This is a genomic window from Cupriavidus sp. CuC1, assembly GCF_044627735.1.
Lineage (GTDB): Bacteria > Pseudomonadota > Gammaproteobacteria > Burkholderiales > Burkholderiaceae > Cupriavidus > Cupriavidus ulmosensis.
The window spans coordinates 43,869-60,315 of the sequence record NZ_JBIUHC010000020.1; the positions used below are offsets into that span (position 1 = coordinate 43,869).

Sequence of the window (16,447 nt, forward strand, 5' to 3'; positions counted from 1 at the left end):
ACATGCTGATCAGTCGCCAAGAAGCTGCTGATCTGCTCAATCTGAGCATCAACGGTTTGATCGGTCGCACGCGTGAGAAAACCTACCGGCCGCGCCCTGTGCGTCAGGGCCGGCGCATTCTTTACGACCTGGACGAGGTGATGGAAGTGAAACGGGTAATGGAATGGCTGCGAGGCCGTGATCTACCGAGGGAATCGCAATGAAGAAACTGACTCCGAAACAAGAAAGGTTCGTCGCCGAGTACTTGGCCGACTCAAATGCAACGCAGGCTGCTTTGCGTGCTGGCTATGCAAAGGGCTCTGCGCACGTCACAGCGGCGCGCATGCTGGCCAGTCCGCTCATCAAGGCCGCCATCGACGCCAAGATGGGCAGGCTGCTCAACAAGCTGGAGATCACCGCGGAGCGCGTGTTGCTGGAGCGGGCCCGGCTGGCGTTCCTCGATCCGCGTAAGTTGGTTGACGCGAAGGGCAAGCCGCTGGGCATTCATCAGCTTGACGACGACACCGCGGCTGCCGTGGCCGGCTTCGAGGCTGAACGCGGGAAGATCACGAAGCTCAAGCTCTCCGACAAGGCCGCGTCGCTCACCGCGCTGGAGAAGCACCTCGGACTTTATAGGGAAGAAGGTGGGCCGCGGCCGGCGCTGCAAATCCATTTGCACCTGGGGGACGAAGCGCCGGAGACGTCCTCGCCGCCGCTACTGCATCTTCACTTGGAGAACTGAACACCATGCAAATTCCACTCTATAACCAGCAGATCAATGTCGGCGGCGGCGCACCGCTTCCGCGCGCCGAGGGCAATCCGGTTTCGCCATCCATCGGCCAGGCGCTCCAGAACGTCGGCCAGGGCCTGCAGCAAGTAGGGCAGGGGATCACTACTCAGGAGACGGTCGAGGCCAAGATACTGCGCGAGCAGGCCGAACAGAACGCCAAGGTGCGCGCCGGGAATGATGATGCGCAGGACTACTCTCATTGGTCCCAGTGGATGAAGGATAGTCAAGCGAGCGCGGTCGGCGGAGCCACCGGTTACACGCAGACATTCTTGGATGCCTTCAAGAAGTATCAGGACGACTCACTGTCGAATACTCAGACGCCACTTGAGCGGCAGTATAGACAGCAGAGCTTGAATTCGCTCTTCAAGCAACTCGCCCCGCAAGCCATTGCGTTCGAGGCTAATGCGACGAAGAACGACCGGGTAAATACCACCAAGAACACAATCGACACATGGATCAATTTCGTTAACAGGGAGCCAACGAAGGTTGGGATTGCGCTCAATTCCATCGTGCAAACCATGCCGGATGTGGGGCCCGAGTTGCGGAACAAGCTTCTTGAGTATGCTCACAAGGAGCTTCCCTACTCCGCTGCCTCGGGCGCGCTGGAGCACGCTGCGCAAGCCGGCGATATCAGTGCCATTCGCACCTTGCGGGAGCGCATAGCAGGCGAACACGGCGATATGCTCGACCCGGCCAAGCGCTCGGCGCTGATCACCAAGGCCTACGGCTACGAGAACGGCATACAGGCGGCTGGTGACCGTGCGCAGGAGAAGGCGATACGTGAGCAGCAAGCGCGCGAGGACAAGGCTGGGGACGCCTACAAGGCCGCCTCAGACCTCGCCTTGAGCGGGCGCTATCTTTCGCTCGACTACATAAGCCAGCTATCGGATATCGCAGCGGGCACCGGCTATGCGCCAGCGGTGCAGGAATTGGTTAAATCGCAGGGCGAGCTGGCGCGGTTTGCCTCGCTGTCCTCACCGGTGCGAAAAGCCGAACTCGAGCGCATGCGCGCGCCCGGGGCGACAAAGGGCCAGGGGACCGACCCGGCGACCCAGAGTTTGCTGGACCGCATGGATAGGATGGACGCTGCGATTGACAGTGACGCTAAGCAGAACCCATGGAAGGCGGCTCAAGAGCGAGGCGTAATTGAGCGCGCGCCGCTGGTTCAGATCACGGATGTGCCATCAGCTCAACAGCTAGTTGCTCAGCGGATGGGCGCCATCAATGTAGTGGAGCGGTGGACTGGCCGGCGAGAGTCCCCGCTGCAGCCGGAAGAGGCGCAACAGACTGGCAAGATCATCCGTGCGCTGCCACTGGATCAACAGGCATCCGCGCTTGGCTCTCTCGGTGCTTCAGCAGGGAACATGGACCGCGTTTCCGACCTGGCCAAGCAGATGGGCGATAAGGACAAGACGCTCGGAATGGCCATGGCCTATGCCAATTCGCACACGACAACCGGCAGACTCACCTCCGAGTGGATCCTGAAGGGGGAGCAGGCACTGAGGGACGGCATCGTCAAGATCGATAACATGAAGGAGACCGGCTGGCGCGCCGAGATCGCCGAGAAAATTCGTGGGGCTGGGGCAACCAAGGAGGTGGAGGATCAGTGGATCGACGCTGCCTATCTGATCAAGACCGGGCTCACCGCCTCCGGTGACACGAAGGACGGCATCAAGTATGCAGTGAACCTGGCAACCGGCGGCATCATCACGAAGAACGGCAGCAAGATCCCACTTCCGTACGGCATGCAAGAGGACACCTTTGACGATCGCATTGCCGCCATCAAGGCTGCCGACCTCGCGCCGCAGGTGCCAGGTGGGGTGGTCTATTCCGGCAAGACGGCCATCCCGCTCGCGCAGTTCGTGTCCCAACTGCCCAAGGCGTCGCTCATGCATGCAGGCCAGGGAAGGTATGCCATCCGCGCCGGCACAGGATTGGTCATGACCGACCCGAGCAACCCCAAGTCGTATCTGATCCTGGAGATCAAGCCATGACTGTCTCCGCGCGGGCTGAGTGTGGTAGCGCACGGTCCGGCAGCCTTCCCCGATGCACTCCGCCTTCGACTTGGCGCACAATCCGTGTTGAGTTGAAGGAACAGCAGTGCTATGCTGGCGCCGTCGTTGAAACAGCAACGACCGGGCTTGGCCGCTCGACTGTTCCAAGGCGCACAAGCCGCCTCGCGGCTTTTTTTGTGCGTGCTCGCCTTCGCGCGCCGTTTTCAACGGCGGGTGCTGGTGGGGATACCTTCGGGTATGCCGGTTCCCTTGGACGCCGGTCGGCCAACCCCGCCATGCGCCCGCCACCCCTATCTTGGCCGGTAGGACGCGGGTTTGTACACCGTCCAAGGAGGCCGCAATGCGTGCTAGTACCCCCGCTCGTTCTGAGCAATCCAACCCCGATCAATTTCCCGTCGTCCTTCGGCAAATGACCGACATGGCCGAGTTCATGTTCGACCCAGACGGCGACGCCTTCGACTCGCTGACCGAGCAATGCAAGGCCGAGTTGCGTCAAGCGTTCGACCGGCTCAATGCTGGGCTTCAGCAACTGGCGGTGGCGGGAGGTGCGCAATGAACGCCCCTAACGTTCGCCTGCCAGCCGTGGTGGCCCAATTGAGTGCGCTGGCCAACTTCATGTTCGCCGATGGCCGGGAGGCTTTTGAGCTGTTGACCGACCACAGCAAAGAGAACCTGCGCGTCATGTTTGACATGTTGCGCGATGATTTTGACGAACTGGTTGCGGGAGGCGCGCAATGAACACACTAGCCGCATCTACCTCCCCTCACGACACGGAAGCCTCAAACTTCACGCCTGCCTACTCCACCTGCACTGAAAGCCTCCCCCTGTCCAACTTCATTGGCAAGAAGGCCGCTCAGCTTCACGCACTGCTCTTTCTCATCTCCGGTGAAGGGCACGATCAATTCACGCGCTACTCAGCGGAGATCCAGAACAACGTGCTGTGGCTCGCCACGGACCTGGCCTCCGATCTGCGTCAACTGTCGGGAGAACTGCAATGAGCGAGTCCACCTACTACGACCGCATGCATGACCTCGCCGAGACCGAAGCTGCCGACGCCGGGGTGACTGGCCCGCCCGCAGTGGACCTGTCCAAGATCCTCGCCGGGCTGGATGCCATTTGCGCCACGGCACGCATTCTTGCTGTATCAACGGTGGAGGAGAATATCTCGAGCAACCCGGGCCGCCTCCCCCTGACGACAAACACGCGCGCTGCGCTCTTGGGCGGGATTGAGTTAATGTCCGAAGTGCTCTACTCCAAGTCGATCACGTTGGCGGCCGATCTCCAACGCTCTCGCTAGGCTTTGCTGCCCCATGGGTAGACCGCAATAGATAGTCCCACCTGCATTGAACGCCCGCACGGTTCGCGCCTTGCGGGCTTTTTCTTTGGCGCGGGGTTGGTCACCGTCTCCAGTCCCAAAGCCGGATAGTATCGGCCCTGGATATTCGCGCGATCCTGCGACTTGGAGCCACCGATGCGAATCAAACTCAAAGCCTGGGCCGCTCGCCACTTCGACCCGCCGCCCCATATCGATACCCTGCGCTTGTGGGCGCGAACCGGAAAGATCTATCCCCCTCCTGTCAAGGCTGGACGGTCGTACTATGTGGACGAGAATGCGGAATATGCCGAAGACGGACTGATTCCGAGGCCCCGCCTGGTCCACCGCATCGACAAGTAGCGAAAGCAACTGACCACGGCTCACATCTGCAGCTTCGCATGGACGTCCCGGAAAGGGGAGCAGCCAATATGAAACTTCGCCTCGACAAATGGCTGGCATTGAACTTCGACCCGCCGCCAGCAATCCGAAACGCGCATTTGTGGATCAAGGCCGGGAAGATCTACCCGCCGCCGGTCAAGGTCGGGCGCCACTACTACGTCGACCCAGGGGCCGAGTACGTGGACTACAGCTACACCGTGGACCGCAAGGCAACTCGCCGGCTTAGCTTAGTAGAACGCTTGAACCTGGAAGAGGAAAGCCGTCAACGGGCTCGCCAAGCCGCTATCGACCAATTGCCCGCTCGAAAGCGCGGCAAAAAATAGCCTTCGCTATGTGGGTAGCAGTGTGGGTAGTAACTCTGTCCCGGCTGAGGCCCTTATAAATAAAGGCTTTGCGGGTAGTGCTGGCGGAAGCGGTGAGATTCGAACTCACGGATGGGTCACCCCATCGGCAGTTTTCAAGACTGCTGCCTTAAACCACTCGGCCACGCTTCCGGGAGGGTTCCGAAAGGAAGAGCAGGCATTGTAGCGCGAACCGGGAAGGCCCCCGTCCGTGCTGCGTGCTGCTTTGACGCTGGCGAAATGGCCAGCGCCGCGCATTATAGCAAGGCCGCGCGACGTGGGTGGCATGAGAAGATGCCTGTGGGCTTGTCGGTGTCTGTCGGACACGGCGGAACCTTAAATCCGGTTTCATGCTCCTATCATGCGTGAGGGGGAATCGCGCTCATGCGGGCGCTCCCTCCTGTTCCATGTAGTAGCAGTCAATCGAGGAGAAGAAGCAATGAACGGCAAGACTCTGTTGAGCGTGGCGGCGGCCGCCGCGGTGGTTGGCTTGGCGGGTTGCGCGGCGCCGGGTGGTGGCTATGGCGGTGGCTACGGTGCGCCGCAGCAAGCAGCGTACCAGGCACCGCCCCCGCCCCCGGGCACCAGCACCTACCAGGCACCCGCGAATTCGGTACTTTATGGCCGGGTCGAATCGATCGAGCCCGTGACGACGCAGCAAAACAGCTCGGGCTTGCTCGGCACCGTGATCGGCGGCGTGGCCGGCGGCTTGCTGGGCCACCAGATCGGCGGGGGCACCGGCAATACCGTTGCAACCATCGGCGGCGCGGTGGTGGGTGGCGTGGCGGGCAACCAGATCGAGAAGCGTGCCGGCAGCAGCACCCAGACCGTCTATCGCGTCAACGTGCGGCTGGACGATGGCCGCATGGCTACCGTGACGCAGCGCGATGTCAGCAACCTGCGCATTGGCTCCCGGGTCCAGGTGGCCAACGACATGGCGACGCCGTACTGAGCGGCATCGCTGCGCGGCCAGTACGCGAGCAAACCGCCAGCAAAACGGCCACCCTCGGGTGGCCGTTTTGCTGGGCGCGGCGTGACGTCGAGATCAACCTTTCAGGAACATCTCCTGCAGGTCGTTCAGGAAGCGCCGGCCTAGCTCGGTGGGCTTGATGGTGGCGAGATCGGCCTCCAGCAGGCCCTTCTTTTCGGCGGCAGCCAGGTCGCGGCTGATGGTGTGCAGCGGCAGGCCGGTGTGGTCGAAGAAGGTGCTGGCCGGCACGCCGTCGGTGAGGCGCAGCGCGTTGAGCATGAACTCGAAGGGCAGGTCGGCGGCGCCGACATCGTGCTGCTCCTGCACCGCGTTGCCGGCCATGGCCTGCGCCATATACGTGGCGGGATGCTTGTGGCGCATCTGGCGCAGCACCCGGTGCGGGAATGACAGCTTGCCGTGCGCGCCGGCCCCGATGCCCAGGTAGTCGCCGAAGCGCCAGTAGTTCAGGTTGTGGCGCGCTTGCCGATGCGGCCGGGCGTAGGCGGAGGTTTCGTAGTGGAGGTAGCCCGCCTGCGCGGTGCGCGCTTCGATCAGGTCCTGCATTTCATACGCGCTGTCGTCATCCGGCAGCGCCGGTGGGAACTTGGCGAACAGCGTATTCGGCTCCAGCGTCAGGTGGTAGAGCGACAGGTGCGTGGTGTTGAACGACAGCGCGGTTTCCAGGTCCTCGGCGCATTCCGCCAGCGTCTGGCCAGGCAGCGCGTACATCAGGTCGAGGTTGACGTTTTCGAAGTTGTCCAGCGCGATGCCGATCGCGGCGCGGGCTTCGGCGCCGCCGTGGATGCGGCCAAGCGCGGCAAGATGGCGGTCGTTGAAACTCTGGATGCCGATCGACAAGCGGTTGATGCCGCTGGCGCGATAGCTGGCGAAGCGCTCTGCCTCGAAGGTGCCGGGGTTGGCCTCCATCGTGATCTCGGCGTCGGCGTCCAGCGGCAACAGCGCGCGGATATCCGACAGCAGCCGGTCCATGCCCGCGGCCGACAGCAGGCTGGGCGTGCCGCCGCCGATGAAGACCGTGTGCACCTGGCGGCCCCATACCAGCGGCAGCGATTGCTCCAGGTCGGCGCGCAGCGCGTCCAGGTAGGCGTCTTCCGGGATGTCGTGGCTGTCCGCCGCGCCGGGTACGGCATGCGAGTTGAAATCGCAGTACGGGCACTTGCGCACGCACCACGGGATATGCACGTAAAGCGATAGCGGGGGCGAGGCGGGCAGCGCGAGCTGGCCCGGCTGCAGCCACAATGACTTGGTGTCGGCGGGGGCGCCAACGCTGGCGCCCGTGGACGCCAGGGGAACGATCGGGATCATGGGCAGCCAATCTTGGGGTCGCTGGCCTGCAGGCGCTCGGTCAGCGCCTTGAGCGCGAGCGCGCGATGGCTGACGGCGTTCTTTTCCTCGGCGCTCAGCTCGGCCGCGGTCTTGCCCAGGTGCGGCAGCAGGAAGTGCGGGTCGTAGCCAAAGCCGGCATTGCCGCGCGGCGCGTCGACCACCTCGCCAGCCCACACGCCCTCGGCGATCACCGGCCGCGGATCCTCGGCATGGCGCACCAGTACCAGCACGCAGTAGTAGTAGGCGCGGCGATTGAGCTTGCCGGCCAGCTGCGAGATGAGGTGCGCGTTGTTGGCGGTATCGGACTTCGGCTTGCCCACCAGTTGCGCGTAGCGCGCCGAGTAGACGCCCGGCGCGCCATCCAGCGCGTCGACGCAGATGCCGGAGTCATCCGCCAGCGCGGGCAGGCCGGACAGGCGGCTGGCGTGGCGCGCCTTGGTGAGGGCGTTCTCGACGAAGGTGGCGAAGGGCTCCTCGGCCTCGTCAATGCCGAGCTCCCCTTGCGGGATCACCTCGAAGCCGAGCGGCGCCAGCAGCGCGCCAAACTCGCCGAGCTTGCCGGGGTTGTTGGAGGCGAGGACCAGGCGTTGCATCGCGTTCACCGTATCAGGCCAGGCCCAGCGCGCGGCGCTGGTGCGCCACCAGTTCGGCGATGCCTTGCTCCGCGATGCGCGTCATGGCATCGAGATCGGCACGGCTGAACGGCACGCCTTCGGCGGTGCCTTGCACTTCGACAAAGCCGCCGCTGCCGGTCATCACCACGTTCATGTCGGTGTCGCAGTTGCTGTCCTCGGCATAGTCCAGGTCGAGCACGGCCACGCTATCCACCATGCCGACTGACACGGCGGCAACGAAGTCGCGGATCGGGCTGGCTTTGATCTGGCCTTCGCGCAGCATGGCGGAGACGGCGTCATGGGCGGCCACGAAGGCGCCGGTGATGGCCGCGGTGCGGGTGCCGCCATCGGCCTGCAGCACATCGCAGTCCAGGTGGATGGTGAATTCGCCCAGCGCGGACAGATCGAACACCGAGCGCATGGCGCGGCCGATCAGGCGCTGGATTTCCTGCGTGCGCCCCGTCTGCTTGCCGCGGGCGGCTTCACGGTCCGAGCGCGTGTGGGTGGCGCGCGGCAGCATGCCGTACTCGGCGGTGACCCAGCCTTCGCCGCTGCCCTTCTTGTGGGGGGGCACCTTGGCCAGCACGCTGGCGGTGCACAGCACCTTGGTATCGCCAAAGGCACTCAGGACAGCACCTTCGGCGTGACGGGTGTAGTGGCGGGTCAGGGTAATAGGGCGCAGCGCATCGGCTGCGCGTCCGCTGGATCGCATGTGAGGGTTTTCTCGGGAATCGGTTCAGGACCGGATTTTAACGCCGCAGGGCGGCGCGTGCGCGTCCGGCATCAATTCCCCCGCAGGGAACCGCGAATTCCCGCGCCATTGCGGCGCGGGCGGTACTTTAGCCCGGGGTCGCCCAGGTTTCAGGGGCGGGGCCGGCTGCGCGGGCTCAGCGCATGAAATTGCTGGTCTTGTCGATCGCCGCGCGGATCTCGGCTATGGAGCGCTCGATCTCCTCCTCGGAGAGCAGGTCGGTATCGCCGCCGTTGTTCTCCAGGATCGAGGTGGTGAACGTATTGAGCGGCAGGGTCTCGGTGGCGACCGAGTCCTCATTGGACAGTTGGGCGTCGAGTTCCCACATCATGGCGATGGCGGTCGTGTTGTCGGCGCCGTCGCCGGCATTGTGCAGTGCCTGCTCGATCAGGTCCGGAATGGCATGCACCACGGACAGGCTGGTGACCTTCTCGACTAGCAGTTGCTCTTCGATGCTGCCCCACAGCCCGTCGGAGCACAGCAGGGCCACGTCGCCCGGCTCCAGCCGCAGCGGGCCGCCGATATCGATCAGCGGCAGGTTGGGCGAGCCGAGGCAGTTGTAGAGCTTGTTGCGCTCGGGGTGGTTGGCCACCTCCATCGGCAGCACGCGCTCCTGCTGCAGCAGGTTCTCGATCTTGGAGTGGTCGCGCGTGCGGGTCAGCAGATTGCCTTTGCGCACCAGGTAGAGCCGCGAATCGCCGGCGTGGGCCCAGTGGATCTGGCCGTTCTGGACCAGGCAGCAGACCACGGTGGTACGCGGGACGTCGGCCAGCTGGTTGGCTTCGGCGTAGCGATGGATTTCCCGGTGGGCCAGCATGATGGTGTCCTGCAGGAAATCGGCAGGATTGCGGATCGAGGGCCGGGCCTGTGCCTGGAACTGGCGTGCCAGGGTCTGCAAGGCTTGTTGCGCGGCGACTTCGCCTAGCGCGTGGCCGCCCAGGCCATCGGCCAGCACCATCAACAGGGCATCCCGCGTGAAGCAATAACCCATGCGGTCCTGGTTGATGCGGCGGCCGCCTTTTCTGCTTTCCTGGTAGACGGAGAATCGCATGATGGCTGTAGGGGGTCAGTTCTTGAGAGACGGCGGCGCCATCTGCGCGCCCCACCGGCACAGCGTGCGGGCGGGCCGCGAGGCGACGGTTCTCATCATAGTTGTTAATGGTGGCAGAGGGTGGCAGAGGGTGGCGCAGGGAGGAGGTCTGCACACGGCGCATGGAGGGCGCTTCTGTGCTTTATTCGCCGCTCGAGCCGGCCTCCTTGGCCTGGATTGCCGCGGCAGGTTCCTCGCGCTTGCGCAGCAGCGTCAGGAACCGGCTTGCGAGGGGGCGCTCGGCGGCGGCGGCCGCGGCGGGCGCGGCCGCCTGCTCGCCCAGTGCATTGGTCTGTTCGCGCAACTCCTTCTGCAGCCGGAACACGCTCTGCGGCCGCTCGGACGGGGTCAGGCGCAGGCACCATTCGACCAGGTCAACCAGGCCGTTGGTATAGCTGGCGCGCAGCCGCGTGATGGAGTCCGCCATGCGGTCGTCCTTCTCGCGCTGGTTGGCCTCCTGGGGCGGCATGCCGGCCATGCAGGCATAGAGCGTGGCGCCCAGGCTGTAGATGTCGGTCCACGGCCCCAGTTCGGAATGCTTGCCGTACAGTTCCGGCGCGGCAAAGCCCGGCGTGTACATGGGCTGGAAGCGCGCCGCTTCCATGGTCAGGATCTGGCGGGCGGCGCCAAAATCCAGCAGGATGGGCGATTCGTCTTCGCGCAGGTAGATGTTGCCGGGCTTGATATCCAGGTGCAGCAGCTTGTGGATATGCACTTCGCGCAGGCCGCTCATCAGGTCGTGGAAGACCTTGCGGATGAAGTGTTCGCGCAGCACCTTGGCGCGGCCTTGCTGGCGCGCGTGCAGGATGTGTTCCTGCAGCGTCTTGCCCAGCTCGTAGTTCATCACCATGTAGACGGTGGAATTCTCGCGGAAGAAATTCACCACGCGCACCACGCTGGGATGCGAAATCTTCGCCAGCGAGCGGCCTTCCTCGAAGAAATACTTGAGCCCCAGCCGGAACGACGCCGCGCTTTCCTCGGGCACCACGGGGATCAGTTCGCCGGGCTTGCGGCGTGCCAGCGACGACGGCAGGTACTCCTTGATCGCGACAGGGGAACCGGTCTCGTCGGTAGCCAGGTAGACGAAACTGAACCCCCCGCTGGCCAACTTCTTTACAATACGATAGTTGGACAGCAGCGTGCCGATGGGCAGCGGTGCGCTCTTTGGAGGTGATGCGCCCTTTGGCTCTGTCATAGGATTCGGGACCTTGATTGCCTCCGGATTGTCCTGACTAATCGATGACTTGTAAAGAACACAATAGCGGCCATTTTGGCCTCTCTTTTCGGCGTTCAACCAGCGTGGTTGCGGGGCTGCCGGCTCCCCAGGCTGTTTGAACCCAAGCGGCCAGATGGCCATTTCACGAGACTACTCAATGATCCACAGCATGACAGGCTACGGCCTGGCGACGCGCCAGGCGCCGCTGACGGACGCGCAGGGCGCGCCCACCGGCAGGACCGCATCCGTTTCGGTGGAGTTCCGCACGGTCAATTCGCGATTCCTCGACCTGTTTTTCCGGGCTCCCGAAGAATGCCGAGCCTTCGAGCCGGCGCTGCGGGAAATGCTCATGGCGAAGCTGTCGCGCGGCAAGCTGGAATGCCGCATCAACCTGCAGCGCGCCGATGCCGGCGCCGGCGGCACCACGCTGGCGCTCAACGATGCCTTGCTGGCGCAGATCCGCTCGATCGAGGCCACGGTAGCGGGCACCTTCACCGAGGCGGGCTCGCTGCGCATGGGCGAGATCCTGCGCTGGCCAGGCGTGCTGGTGGAACCCGAATTGTCGCAGGACGCCCTGCGCGAGGCCGTGACGGGCGCGGCCAAGGAAGCGCTGGGCCAGTTGCTGGAAGCGCGCCGCCGCGAGGGTGACGCGCTCAAGGCCACCTTGGACGAGCGCATCGAATCCATGCTGGCCATCGTCGAGCGCCTCACGCCCACCATCCCGCAACTGATCGCCCACCACCAGGACAAGCTCACCGAGCGCCTGCAGGAGGCCTTCAACCTGGTCGCGCCCGGCGGCATGCCCTCGATGAGCCGCGACGAAATCGGCGAGCGCATCCGCCAGGAAGCCACGGTCTACGGCATCCGCATCGATATCGCCGAAGAACTGTCGCGCCTGCAGGCCCACCTGAACGAAACCGGCCATATCCTCAAGAAGGGCGGGCAGGTTGGCAAGCGGCTCGATTTCATGATGCAGGAGCTCAACCGCGAAGCGAACACGCTTGGCTCCAAATCAGCGGCCAAAGAACTGGCCGATGCCGCCATGGAACTCAAACTGCTGATCGAGCAGATGCGAGAACAGATTCAGAACCTAGAATAATCATCATGAGTGAAACGTCGTCCCACGTCGCCATCGACACCGCCTACCCCGGCAACCTGTTCATGGTGGTGGCGCCTTCCGGCGCCGGCAAGTCCACCCTGGTCAACGCGCTGCTGGCGCAGGACCAGGCCATTCGCCTGTCCATCTCGCATACCACCCGCGCGCCGCGTCCCGGCGAGCAGGATGGCCGCGAATACCACTTCACGACCGTGGACGCCTTTCGCGCGGCGCGCGATCGCGGCGAATTCCTCGAGTGGGCGGAAGTACATGGCAACTACTACGCCACCTCGCGGGTGTGGATCGAGCAACAGATGGCCCAGGGCAACGATGTGCTGCTGGAAATCGACTGGCAGGGCGCGCAGCAGGTGCACCAGCGCTTTTCCAACGCCATGGAGATCTTCATCCTGCCGCCGTCGCTGCAAGCGCTCGAAGAACGCCTGAAAAAGCGCGGCCAGGACGAGCCCAACGTGATCGTGCGCCGCCTGCTGGCAGCCGGCAGCGAGATGGCCCACGCGTCCGAGTCGGACTATGTCATCATCAACGAGGTTTTCGAGCAGGCGCTCGAACAGCTGCGCAGCGTCATACGTGCTACCCGTCTGCGGTTTTCGTCGCAAAAAGCGCGTCATGCCGACCTCTTCATCGAGCTCGGTATTCATTGAGTCGGAGCGCGGCGGGAACGTTTCTTGCCGCGTGCTGTAAAATAGCCGGCATCGCATAAGGTTTTGTCCCGAGGTGGATTTGATATGGCGCGTATTACCGTCGAAGATTGTCTGAAACACATCCCGAATCGTTTCGAGCTCGCGCTCGCGGCGACCTACCGGGCCCGTCAGTTGGTGCAGGGTCACACTCCCAAGGTCGAGGCCAAGGACAAGCCCACGGTCGTGGCGCTGCGTGAAATCGCCTCGGGCCAGATCGGCATCGAGATGCTCAAGAAGGTACCGACCTGATTTACGGGCGGCGGTGGCCAGTCCTAGCAACGCGTACCTTTGCATTGAGACTCTGCTAACGTACCTGTTCGCGTACTTGCTTAACCAGCCAGATTACAGAAGCCGCCCACATGTCTTCCTCCCAGCCTTCCTCCCCTGTCGCGACGGCAAGCCCCACGGCCACGCCGGCGCGATCGCGCGGAGAAGCCCCTGGTGAGGCGAGTGGCGATGCAGTGCCACCCGTTCAGCGCAAGCGCGCCGCGCCCGGTCAGTCGAGCGTGACCGCGCGTACCGGCGCTCCCAATCTTCCCGATCCGCTTGGCAACGATGTGGTTGGCGAGCGGGCCGTTGCGCCCGCGATGGGCGCAGGCAAGGCAAGAGCCGCCCAGGCAGCGGCCGAAAGTGAGCTGAGCGAGGCGTCGCCGGGCGACGCGCTCTTCATCGACGCAGTGCTGGCGCAGTCCTACCGTCACTTCTTCGGCCCGACCTCGCAACCGGCAGTGCCCCCGCGCCAGCAGGTGATCTCGATCACCCGGCTGATGGAAAAGCTCGCTTACCTCAAGCCGGCGGACCAGGCGCACGTGCGCGAAGCCTTCCAGTTTTCGGACGAGGCTCACCTTGGCCAGTATCGCCAGAGCGGCGAGCCCTACATCACGCATCCTGTCGCGGTGGCGGAGCTGTGCGCCGACTGGAAGCTCGATGTCCAGTCCATCATGGCGGCGTTGCTGCACGACGTGATGGAAGACCAGGGCATCACCAAGAGCGAGCTGGCGGAAAAATTCGGCCCCAAGGTGTCGGAACTGGTCGATGGCCTGACCAAGCTGGACAAGCTCGAATTCCAGAGCCGCGAGCAGGCGCAGGCGGAGAGCTTCCGCAAGATGCTGCTGGCGATGGCGCGCGATGTGCGGGTGATCCTGGTCAAGCTGGCCGACCGCACCCACAACATGCGCACGCTCGATTTCGTGCCGCCGGAAAAGCGCCGGCGGATCGCGCTCGAAACCATGGAGATCTACGCGCCGATCGCGCATCGGCTCGGTCTCAACACCACGTACCGCGAACTGCAGGAACTGTCCTTCAAGGTCGGTTCGCCGTTCCGCTATGCCACGCTGGAAAAAGCGGTCAAGGCCGCGCGTGGCAACCGGCGCGAAGTGGTCAAGCGCATTCTCGAAACCGCGCAGAAGGCGCTGGGCGATGCCGGCATCGTGGCGGAGCTGTCGGGGCGTGAAAAGACGCTCTACAGCATCTACCGCAAGATGCACGACAAGCAGCTGTCGTTCTCGCAGGTGCTCGACGTGTATGGTTTCCGCGTGGTGGTGGAAACCCAGATGCACACCTATATGGCGATGGGCGCGCTGCACGGGCTCTACAAGCCCATGCCGGGCAAGTTCAAGGACTACATCGCCATTCCCAAGATCAACGGCTACCAGTCGTTGCACACCACGCTGGTGGGCCCGTTCGGCACGCCGGTGGAGTTCCAGATCCGCACCCGCGACATGCACCAGATCGCGGAAGCCGGCGTGGCCGCGCACTGGATGTACAAGCACCAGGCCGACCAGGCCAACGATATCCAGCAGCAGGCGCACCAGTGGCTGCAGTCGCTGCTCGATATCCAGAGCCAGACCGGCGATTCGCAGGAATTCCTCGAGCACGTCAAGATCGACCTGTTCCCGGATGCGGTCTATGTGTTCACGCCCAAGGGGCATATCCGCGCGCTGCCGCGCGGCGCCACCGCGCTCGATTTCGCCTATGCCGTGCACAGCGACCTCGGCAACCAGTGCGTGGCGGTCAAGATCAACAACGAGCTGCTACCGCTGCGCACCGAGCTCAAGAGCGGCGATATCGTCGAGGTGGTGACGGCGCCGTACTCCAAGCCCAATCCGGCCTGGCTGGCGTTCGTGCGCACCGGCAAGGCGCGCGCGGCCATTCGCCATTACCTCAAGACCACCCGGCTCGACGAAGCCATCCAGCTTGGCGAACGCCTGCTGGAGCAGTCGGCGCGACAGCTCGGCATCGAGCTCAGGGCGCTGCCGCAGTCGGTGTGGGACCGCATGGTGCAGTGGACCGGCAACAAGCACAAGGAAGACATCTTCGCCGACCTGGCGCTGGGGCGGCGCGTGCCGGCCGTGGTGGCCAAGCGCATGGAGATCCTGCTGCAGGAGCTCTCCGGCGATGTCGACAGCGCGCTGCTGGCGGCCGTGCAGACCTTCTCCGGCGAAGAAGCCCCGGCGGTGCCGATCACCGGCGACGAAGGCATGTCGATGATCTTTTCGTCATGCTGCCGGCCGATTCCCGGCGACTCCATCGTCGGCTACCTGGGCAAGGGCGAGGGCTTGCAGATCCACGTGCAGGACTGCAAGGTGGCCAAGCGCCTGCACAGCAAGGATCCGGAGCACTGGATCGACGTAATGTGGGCGAAGAAGACCACGCGCTCCTTCGATGTGTCGATCAAGGTGATGGTGCGCAACGTCAAGGGCATCGTCGCCCGCGTGGCGGCGGACCTGACCTCCGCGGACGCCAACGTGGCGCACGTGGCGATGGAGCAGCAGGAAGGCGGCCACCAGGAGGCCACCTACATGCAGTTCATCATCCAGGTGCAGAACCGCCTGCACCTTGCCAACGTGATGCGGGCGCTCCGGCGCAACCCCGACGTCATCCGCATCTTCCGCGACCGCAACGACGGCTGACGCTGCCGTCCCGCACGCATGCGCTGAGCCCGGCCGAGCCGGGCTCAGTGCTTTTCGGCTCGCGCGGCGGCGATCGGCTCCGCCTGCCTCTTGGGATAGCAGACTTTCAGGATATCGATCTGCTCCACCCCGGCCGGCGTGCGCAGGGGCACGGTATCGCCTTCGCGCGCCTTGAGCAGCGCGCGCGCGATCGGCGAGATCCAGCTCACGTGGTTGCTGTCCAGGTCGACCTCGTCCGTGCCGACGATCGTCACGGTGGTTTCCTCGCCCGCCTGGTCGGCGTAGGTGACCGTGGCGCCGAAAAAGATCTGGTCGTTGTCGCCCTGCAGGGAGGGATCCACCACCTCGGCCTTCTCCAGGCGCTTGGTCAGGAAGCGGATGCGGCGGTCGATCTCGCGCAGGCGCTTCTTGCCGTAGTGATAGTCGCCGTTCTCGGAGCGGTCGCCATTGGACGCGGCCCATGAAACGATCTGGACCACCTCCGGGCGCGCCACGTCGATCAGGTTCATCAGTTCATCGCGCAGGCGCTGGTAGCCTTGCGCCGAGATGTAGTTCTTGGTGCCGGGTGGCAGCGGGGCGGCGCCTTCGGGAAGGTCGTCGTCCTCGTCGCCGGGTGACTCTTTGACAAATGCCTTGTTCATGATCCGATCACATCTACGGGGCTGTCATTATAGGAAGCGGCGGCCTGCCGGAGGGAAAAGCAAAAAAAGTGGGGCAGGGGGGTTCCCAAACTTCAAAAGTACGTTATAATTTCTTTCTCGAGTGCGGCTGTAGCTCAGTTGGATAGAGTACTTGGCTACGAACCAAGGGGTCGTGGGTTCGAATCCTGCCAGCCGCACCACTCATTGCGAAAAGAGCTTCCAGAAATGGAAGCTCTTTTTCATTTCCGCTTCCGCTTTCGGCTCCTGATC

20 protein-coding genes and 2 tRNA genes are annotated in these 16,447 nt (G+C 63.9%); 15 read left to right on the forward strand and 7 right to left on the reverse strand.

Translation table 11 applies throughout. From position 1 onward, the window contains the following. The first annotated feature begins 2 nt into the window (after positions 1–2). The 9 genes from ACGLHR_RS11410 to ACGLHR_RS11450 all read left to right on the forward strand — a co-directional run bounded on the left by ACGLHR_RS11410 (position 3) and on the right by ACGLHR_RS11450 (position 4,821). The gene (locus tag ACGLHR_RS11410) at positions 3–203 is read left to right on the forward strand and encodes a hypothetical protein (RefSeq protein WP_400093873.1); all 201 of its coding nucleotides are present in this window, start codon (positions 3–5) and stop codon (positions 201–203) included. Beyond that, positions 200–721 carry a terminase small subunit gene (locus ACGLHR_RS11415; protein ID WP_400093875.1) on the forward strand — a complete coding sequence of 174 codons (522 nt, stop codon included), beginning with the start codon at positions 200–202 and terminating at the stop codon, positions 719–721. The genes ACGLHR_RS11410 and ACGLHR_RS11415 overlap by 4 nt, the downstream gene beginning before the upstream one ends. A gap of 5 nt (positions 722–726) precedes the next feature. Then, positions 727–2,763 (forward strand): hypothetical protein, encoded by a 2,037-nt coding sequence (locus ACGLHR_RS11420; protein WP_400093876.1) that lies wholly within the window; start codon positions 727–729, stop codon positions 2,761–2,763. A gap of 361 nt (positions 2,764–3,124) precedes the next feature. Beyond that, positions 3,125–3,340 carry a hypothetical protein gene (locus ACGLHR_RS11425; protein ID WP_400093878.1) on the forward strand — a complete coding sequence of 72 codons (216 nt, stop codon included), beginning with the start codon at positions 3,125–3,127 and terminating at the stop codon, positions 3,338–3,340. Next, positions 3,337–3,522 (forward strand): hypothetical protein, encoded by a 186-nt coding sequence (locus ACGLHR_RS11430; protein WP_400093879.1) that lies wholly within the window; start codon positions 3,337–3,339, stop codon positions 3,520–3,522. Before ACGLHR_RS11425 ends, ACGLHR_RS11430 begins: the two co-directional genes overlap by 4 nt. Then, the gene (locus ACGLHR_RS11435; protein ID WP_400093881.1) at positions 3,519–3,782 is read left to right on the forward strand and encodes a hypothetical protein; all 264 of its coding nucleotides are present in this window, start codon (positions 3,519–3,521) and stop codon (positions 3,780–3,782) included. Before ACGLHR_RS11430 ends, ACGLHR_RS11435 begins: the two co-directional genes overlap by 4 nt. Then, complete coding sequence (locus ACGLHR_RS11440) at positions 3,779–4,081, forward strand: hypothetical protein (RefSeq protein WP_400093883.1); 303 nt, start codon at positions 3,779–3,781, stop codon at positions 4,079–4,081. Before ACGLHR_RS11435 ends, ACGLHR_RS11440 begins: the two co-directional genes overlap by 4 nt. A 174-nt stretch (positions 4,082–4,255) precedes the next feature. After that, complete coding sequence (locus ACGLHR_RS11445; protein ID WP_400093885.1) at positions 4,256–4,459, forward strand: excisionase; 204 nt, start codon at positions 4,256–4,258, stop codon at positions 4,457–4,459. Between the two features lie 68 nt (positions 4,460–4,527). Next, positions 4,528–4,821, forward strand: coding sequence for an excisionase (locus ACGLHR_RS11450; protein ID WP_400093887.1), 294 nt, complete (start codon positions 4,528–4,530; stop codon positions 4,819–4,821). A gap of 81 nt (positions 4,822–4,902) precedes the next feature. On the opposite strand, the gene ACGLHR_RS11455 is transcribed toward ACGLHR_RS11450, so the two are convergent. Beyond that, positions 4,903–4,992 (reverse strand) — tRNA-Ser (locus ACGLHR_RS11455). Positions 4,993–5,278: 286 nt separating this feature from the next. On the opposite strand from ACGLHR_RS11455, the gene ACGLHR_RS11460 reads away from it, so the two are divergent. Further along, entirely contained in the window at positions 5,279–5,791 is a 513-nt protein-coding gene (locus tag ACGLHR_RS11460; protein ID WP_400093888.1) for a glycine zipper 2TM domain-containing protein, read from the forward strand. A 93-nt stretch (positions 5,792–5,884) separates the two neighbouring features. Here ACGLHR_RS11460 and hemW read toward each other — a convergent pair whose 3' ends face one another. The 5 genes from hemW to ACGLHR_RS11485 all read right to left on the reverse strand — a co-directional run bounded on the left by hemW (position 5,885) and on the right by ACGLHR_RS11485 (position 10,806). Continuing rightward, the gene (gene hemW / locus ACGLHR_RS11465) at positions 5,885–7,135 is read right to left on the reverse strand and encodes a radical SAM family heme chaperone HemW (protein ID WP_400093890.1); all 1,251 of its coding nucleotides are present in this window, start codon (positions 7,133–7,135) and stop codon (positions 5,885–5,887) included. Continuing rightward, positions 7,132–7,749, reverse strand: coding sequence for an RdgB/HAM1 family non-canonical purine NTP pyrophosphatase (rdgB, locus tag ACGLHR_RS11470; RefSeq protein WP_400093892.1), 618 nt, complete (start codon positions 7,747–7,749; stop codon positions 7,132–7,134). The genes hemW and rdgB overlap by 4 nt, the downstream gene beginning before the upstream one ends. A 13-nt stretch (positions 7,750–7,762) precedes the next feature. Further along, a complete protein-coding gene (gene rph / locus ACGLHR_RS11475; RefSeq protein WP_400093893.1) occupies positions 7,763–8,482 on the reverse strand; it encodes a ribonuclease PH in 720 nt (239 codons plus the stop codon). 175 nt (positions 8,483–8,657) lie between these two features. Then, a complete protein-coding gene (locus ACGLHR_RS11480) occupies positions 8,658–9,572 on the reverse strand; it encodes a PP2C family protein-serine/threonine phosphatase (RefSeq protein ID WP_400093895.1) in 915 nt (304 codons plus the stop codon). Between the two features lie 181 nt (positions 9,573–9,753). Next, positions 9,754–10,806 carry a serine/threonine protein kinase gene (locus ACGLHR_RS11485; protein WP_400093897.1) on the reverse strand — a complete coding sequence of 351 codons (1,053 nt, stop codon included), beginning with the start codon at positions 10,804–10,806 and terminating at the stop codon, positions 9,754–9,756. Between the two features lie 178 nt (positions 10,807–10,984). Here ACGLHR_RS11485 and ACGLHR_RS11490 point away from each other — a divergent pair, with 178 nt between their 5' ends. From ACGLHR_RS11490 to ACGLHR_RS11505, 4 genes are all read left to right on the forward strand, one after another. Beyond that, positions 10,985–11,926, forward strand: coding sequence for a YicC/YloC family endoribonuclease (locus ACGLHR_RS11490; protein WP_400093898.1), 942 nt, complete (start codon positions 10,985–10,987; stop codon positions 11,924–11,926). Between the two features lie 5 nt (positions 11,927–11,931). Beyond that, on the forward strand, positions 11,932–12,585 hold the full coding sequence (gmk, locus tag ACGLHR_RS11495) for a guanylate kinase (protein ID WP_267605924.1): 654 nt from the start codon (positions 11,932–11,934) through the stop codon (positions 12,583–12,585). An 84-nt stretch (positions 12,586–12,669) separates the two neighbouring features. After that, a complete protein-coding gene (gene rpoZ / locus ACGLHR_RS11500; RefSeq protein WP_006162413.1) occupies positions 12,670–12,873 on the forward strand; it encodes a DNA-directed RNA polymerase subunit omega in 204 nt (67 codons plus the stop codon). 257 nt (positions 12,874–13,130) lie between these two features. Further along, positions 13,131–15,536: a bifunctional (p)ppGpp synthetase/guanosine-3',5'-bis(diphosphate) 3'-pyrophosphohydrolase gene (locus ACGLHR_RS11505; RefSeq protein WP_318234830.1), complete on the forward strand. Its 2,406-nt coding sequence runs from the start codon at positions 13,131–13,133 to the stop codon at positions 15,534–15,536. A gap of 44 nt (positions 15,537–15,580) precedes the next feature. Here the strand turns inward: ACGLHR_RS11505 and greB are convergent, their stop codons facing one another. Further along, complete coding sequence (greB, locus tag ACGLHR_RS11510; protein ID WP_400093901.1) at positions 15,581–16,177, reverse strand: transcription elongation factor GreB; 597 nt, start codon at positions 16,175–16,177, stop codon at positions 15,581–15,583. A 123-nt stretch (positions 16,178–16,300) separates the two neighbouring features. Between greB and ACGLHR_RS11515 the strand changes: the two genes are divergently transcribed. Then, positions 16,301–16,377 (forward strand) — tRNA-Arg (locus ACGLHR_RS11515). Positions 16,378–16,447 lie beyond the last annotated feature (70 nt).

Coding starts and splice junctions, on each gene's coding strand:
- ACGLHR_RS11410 (WP_400093873.1), top strand. CDS start 3: ATGCTGATCAGTCGCCAAGAAGCTGCTGATCTGCTCAATCTGAGCATC.
- ACGLHR_RS11415 (WP_400093875.1), top strand. CDS start 200: ATGAAGAAACTGACTCCGAAACAAGAAAGGTTCGTCGCCGAGTACTTG.
- ACGLHR_RS11420 (WP_400093876.1), top strand. CDS start 727: ATGCAAATTCCACTCTATAACCAGCAGATCAATGTCGGCGGCGGCGCA.
- ACGLHR_RS11425 (WP_400093878.1), top strand. CDS start 3,125: ATGCGTGCTAGTACCCCCGCTCGTTCTGAGCAATCCAACCCCGATCAA.
- ACGLHR_RS11430 (WP_400093879.1), top strand. CDS start 3,337: ATGAACGCCCCTAACGTTCGCCTGCCAGCCGTGGTGGCCCAATTGAGT.
- ACGLHR_RS11435 (WP_400093881.1), top strand. CDS start 3,519: ATGAACACACTAGCCGCATCTACCTCCCCTCACGACACGGAAGCCTCA.
- ACGLHR_RS11440 (WP_400093883.1), top strand. CDS start 3,779: ATGAGCGAGTCCACCTACTACGACCGCATGCATGACCTCGCCGAGACC.
- ACGLHR_RS11445 (WP_400093885.1), top strand. CDS start 4,256: ATGCGAATCAAACTCAAAGCCTGGGCCGCTCGCCACTTCGACCCGCCG.
- ACGLHR_RS11450 (WP_400093887.1), top strand. CDS start 4,528: ATGAAACTTCGCCTCGACAAATGGCTGGCATTGAACTTCGACCCGCCG.
- ACGLHR_RS11460 (WP_400093888.1), top strand. CDS start 5,279: ATGAACGGCAAGACTCTGTTGAGCGTGGCGGCGGCCGCCGCGGTGGTT.
- hemW (WP_400093890.1), bottom strand. CDS start 7,135: ATGATCCCGATCGTTCCCCTGGCGTCCACGGGCGCCAGCGTTGGCGCC.
- rdgB (WP_400093892.1), bottom strand. CDS start 7,749: ATGCAACGCCTGGTCCTCGCCTCCAACAACCCCGGCAAGCTCGGCGAG.
- rph (WP_400093893.1), bottom strand. CDS start 8,482: ATGCGATCCAGCGGACGCGCAGCCGATGCGCTGCGCCCTATTACCCTG.
- ACGLHR_RS11480 (WP_400093895.1), bottom strand. CDS start 9,572: ATGCGATTCTCCGTCTACCAGGAAAGCAGAAAAGGCGGCCGCCGCATC.
- ACGLHR_RS11485 (WP_400093897.1), bottom strand. CDS start 10,806: ATGACAGAGCCAAAGGGCGCATCACCTCCAAAGAGCGCACCGCTGCCC.
- ACGLHR_RS11490 (WP_400093898.1), top strand. CDS start 10,985: ATGATCCACAGCATGACAGGCTACGGCCTGGCGACGCGCCAGGCGCCG.
- gmk (WP_267605924.1), top strand. CDS start 11,932: ATGAGTGAAACGTCGTCCCACGTCGCCATCGACACCGCCTACCCCGGC.
- rpoZ (WP_006162413.1), top strand. CDS start 12,670: ATGGCGCGTATTACCGTCGAAGATTGTCTGAAACACATCCCGAATCGT.
- greB (WP_400093901.1), bottom strand. CDS start 16,177: ATGAACAAGGCATTTGTCAAAGAGTCACCCGGCGACGAGGACGACGAC.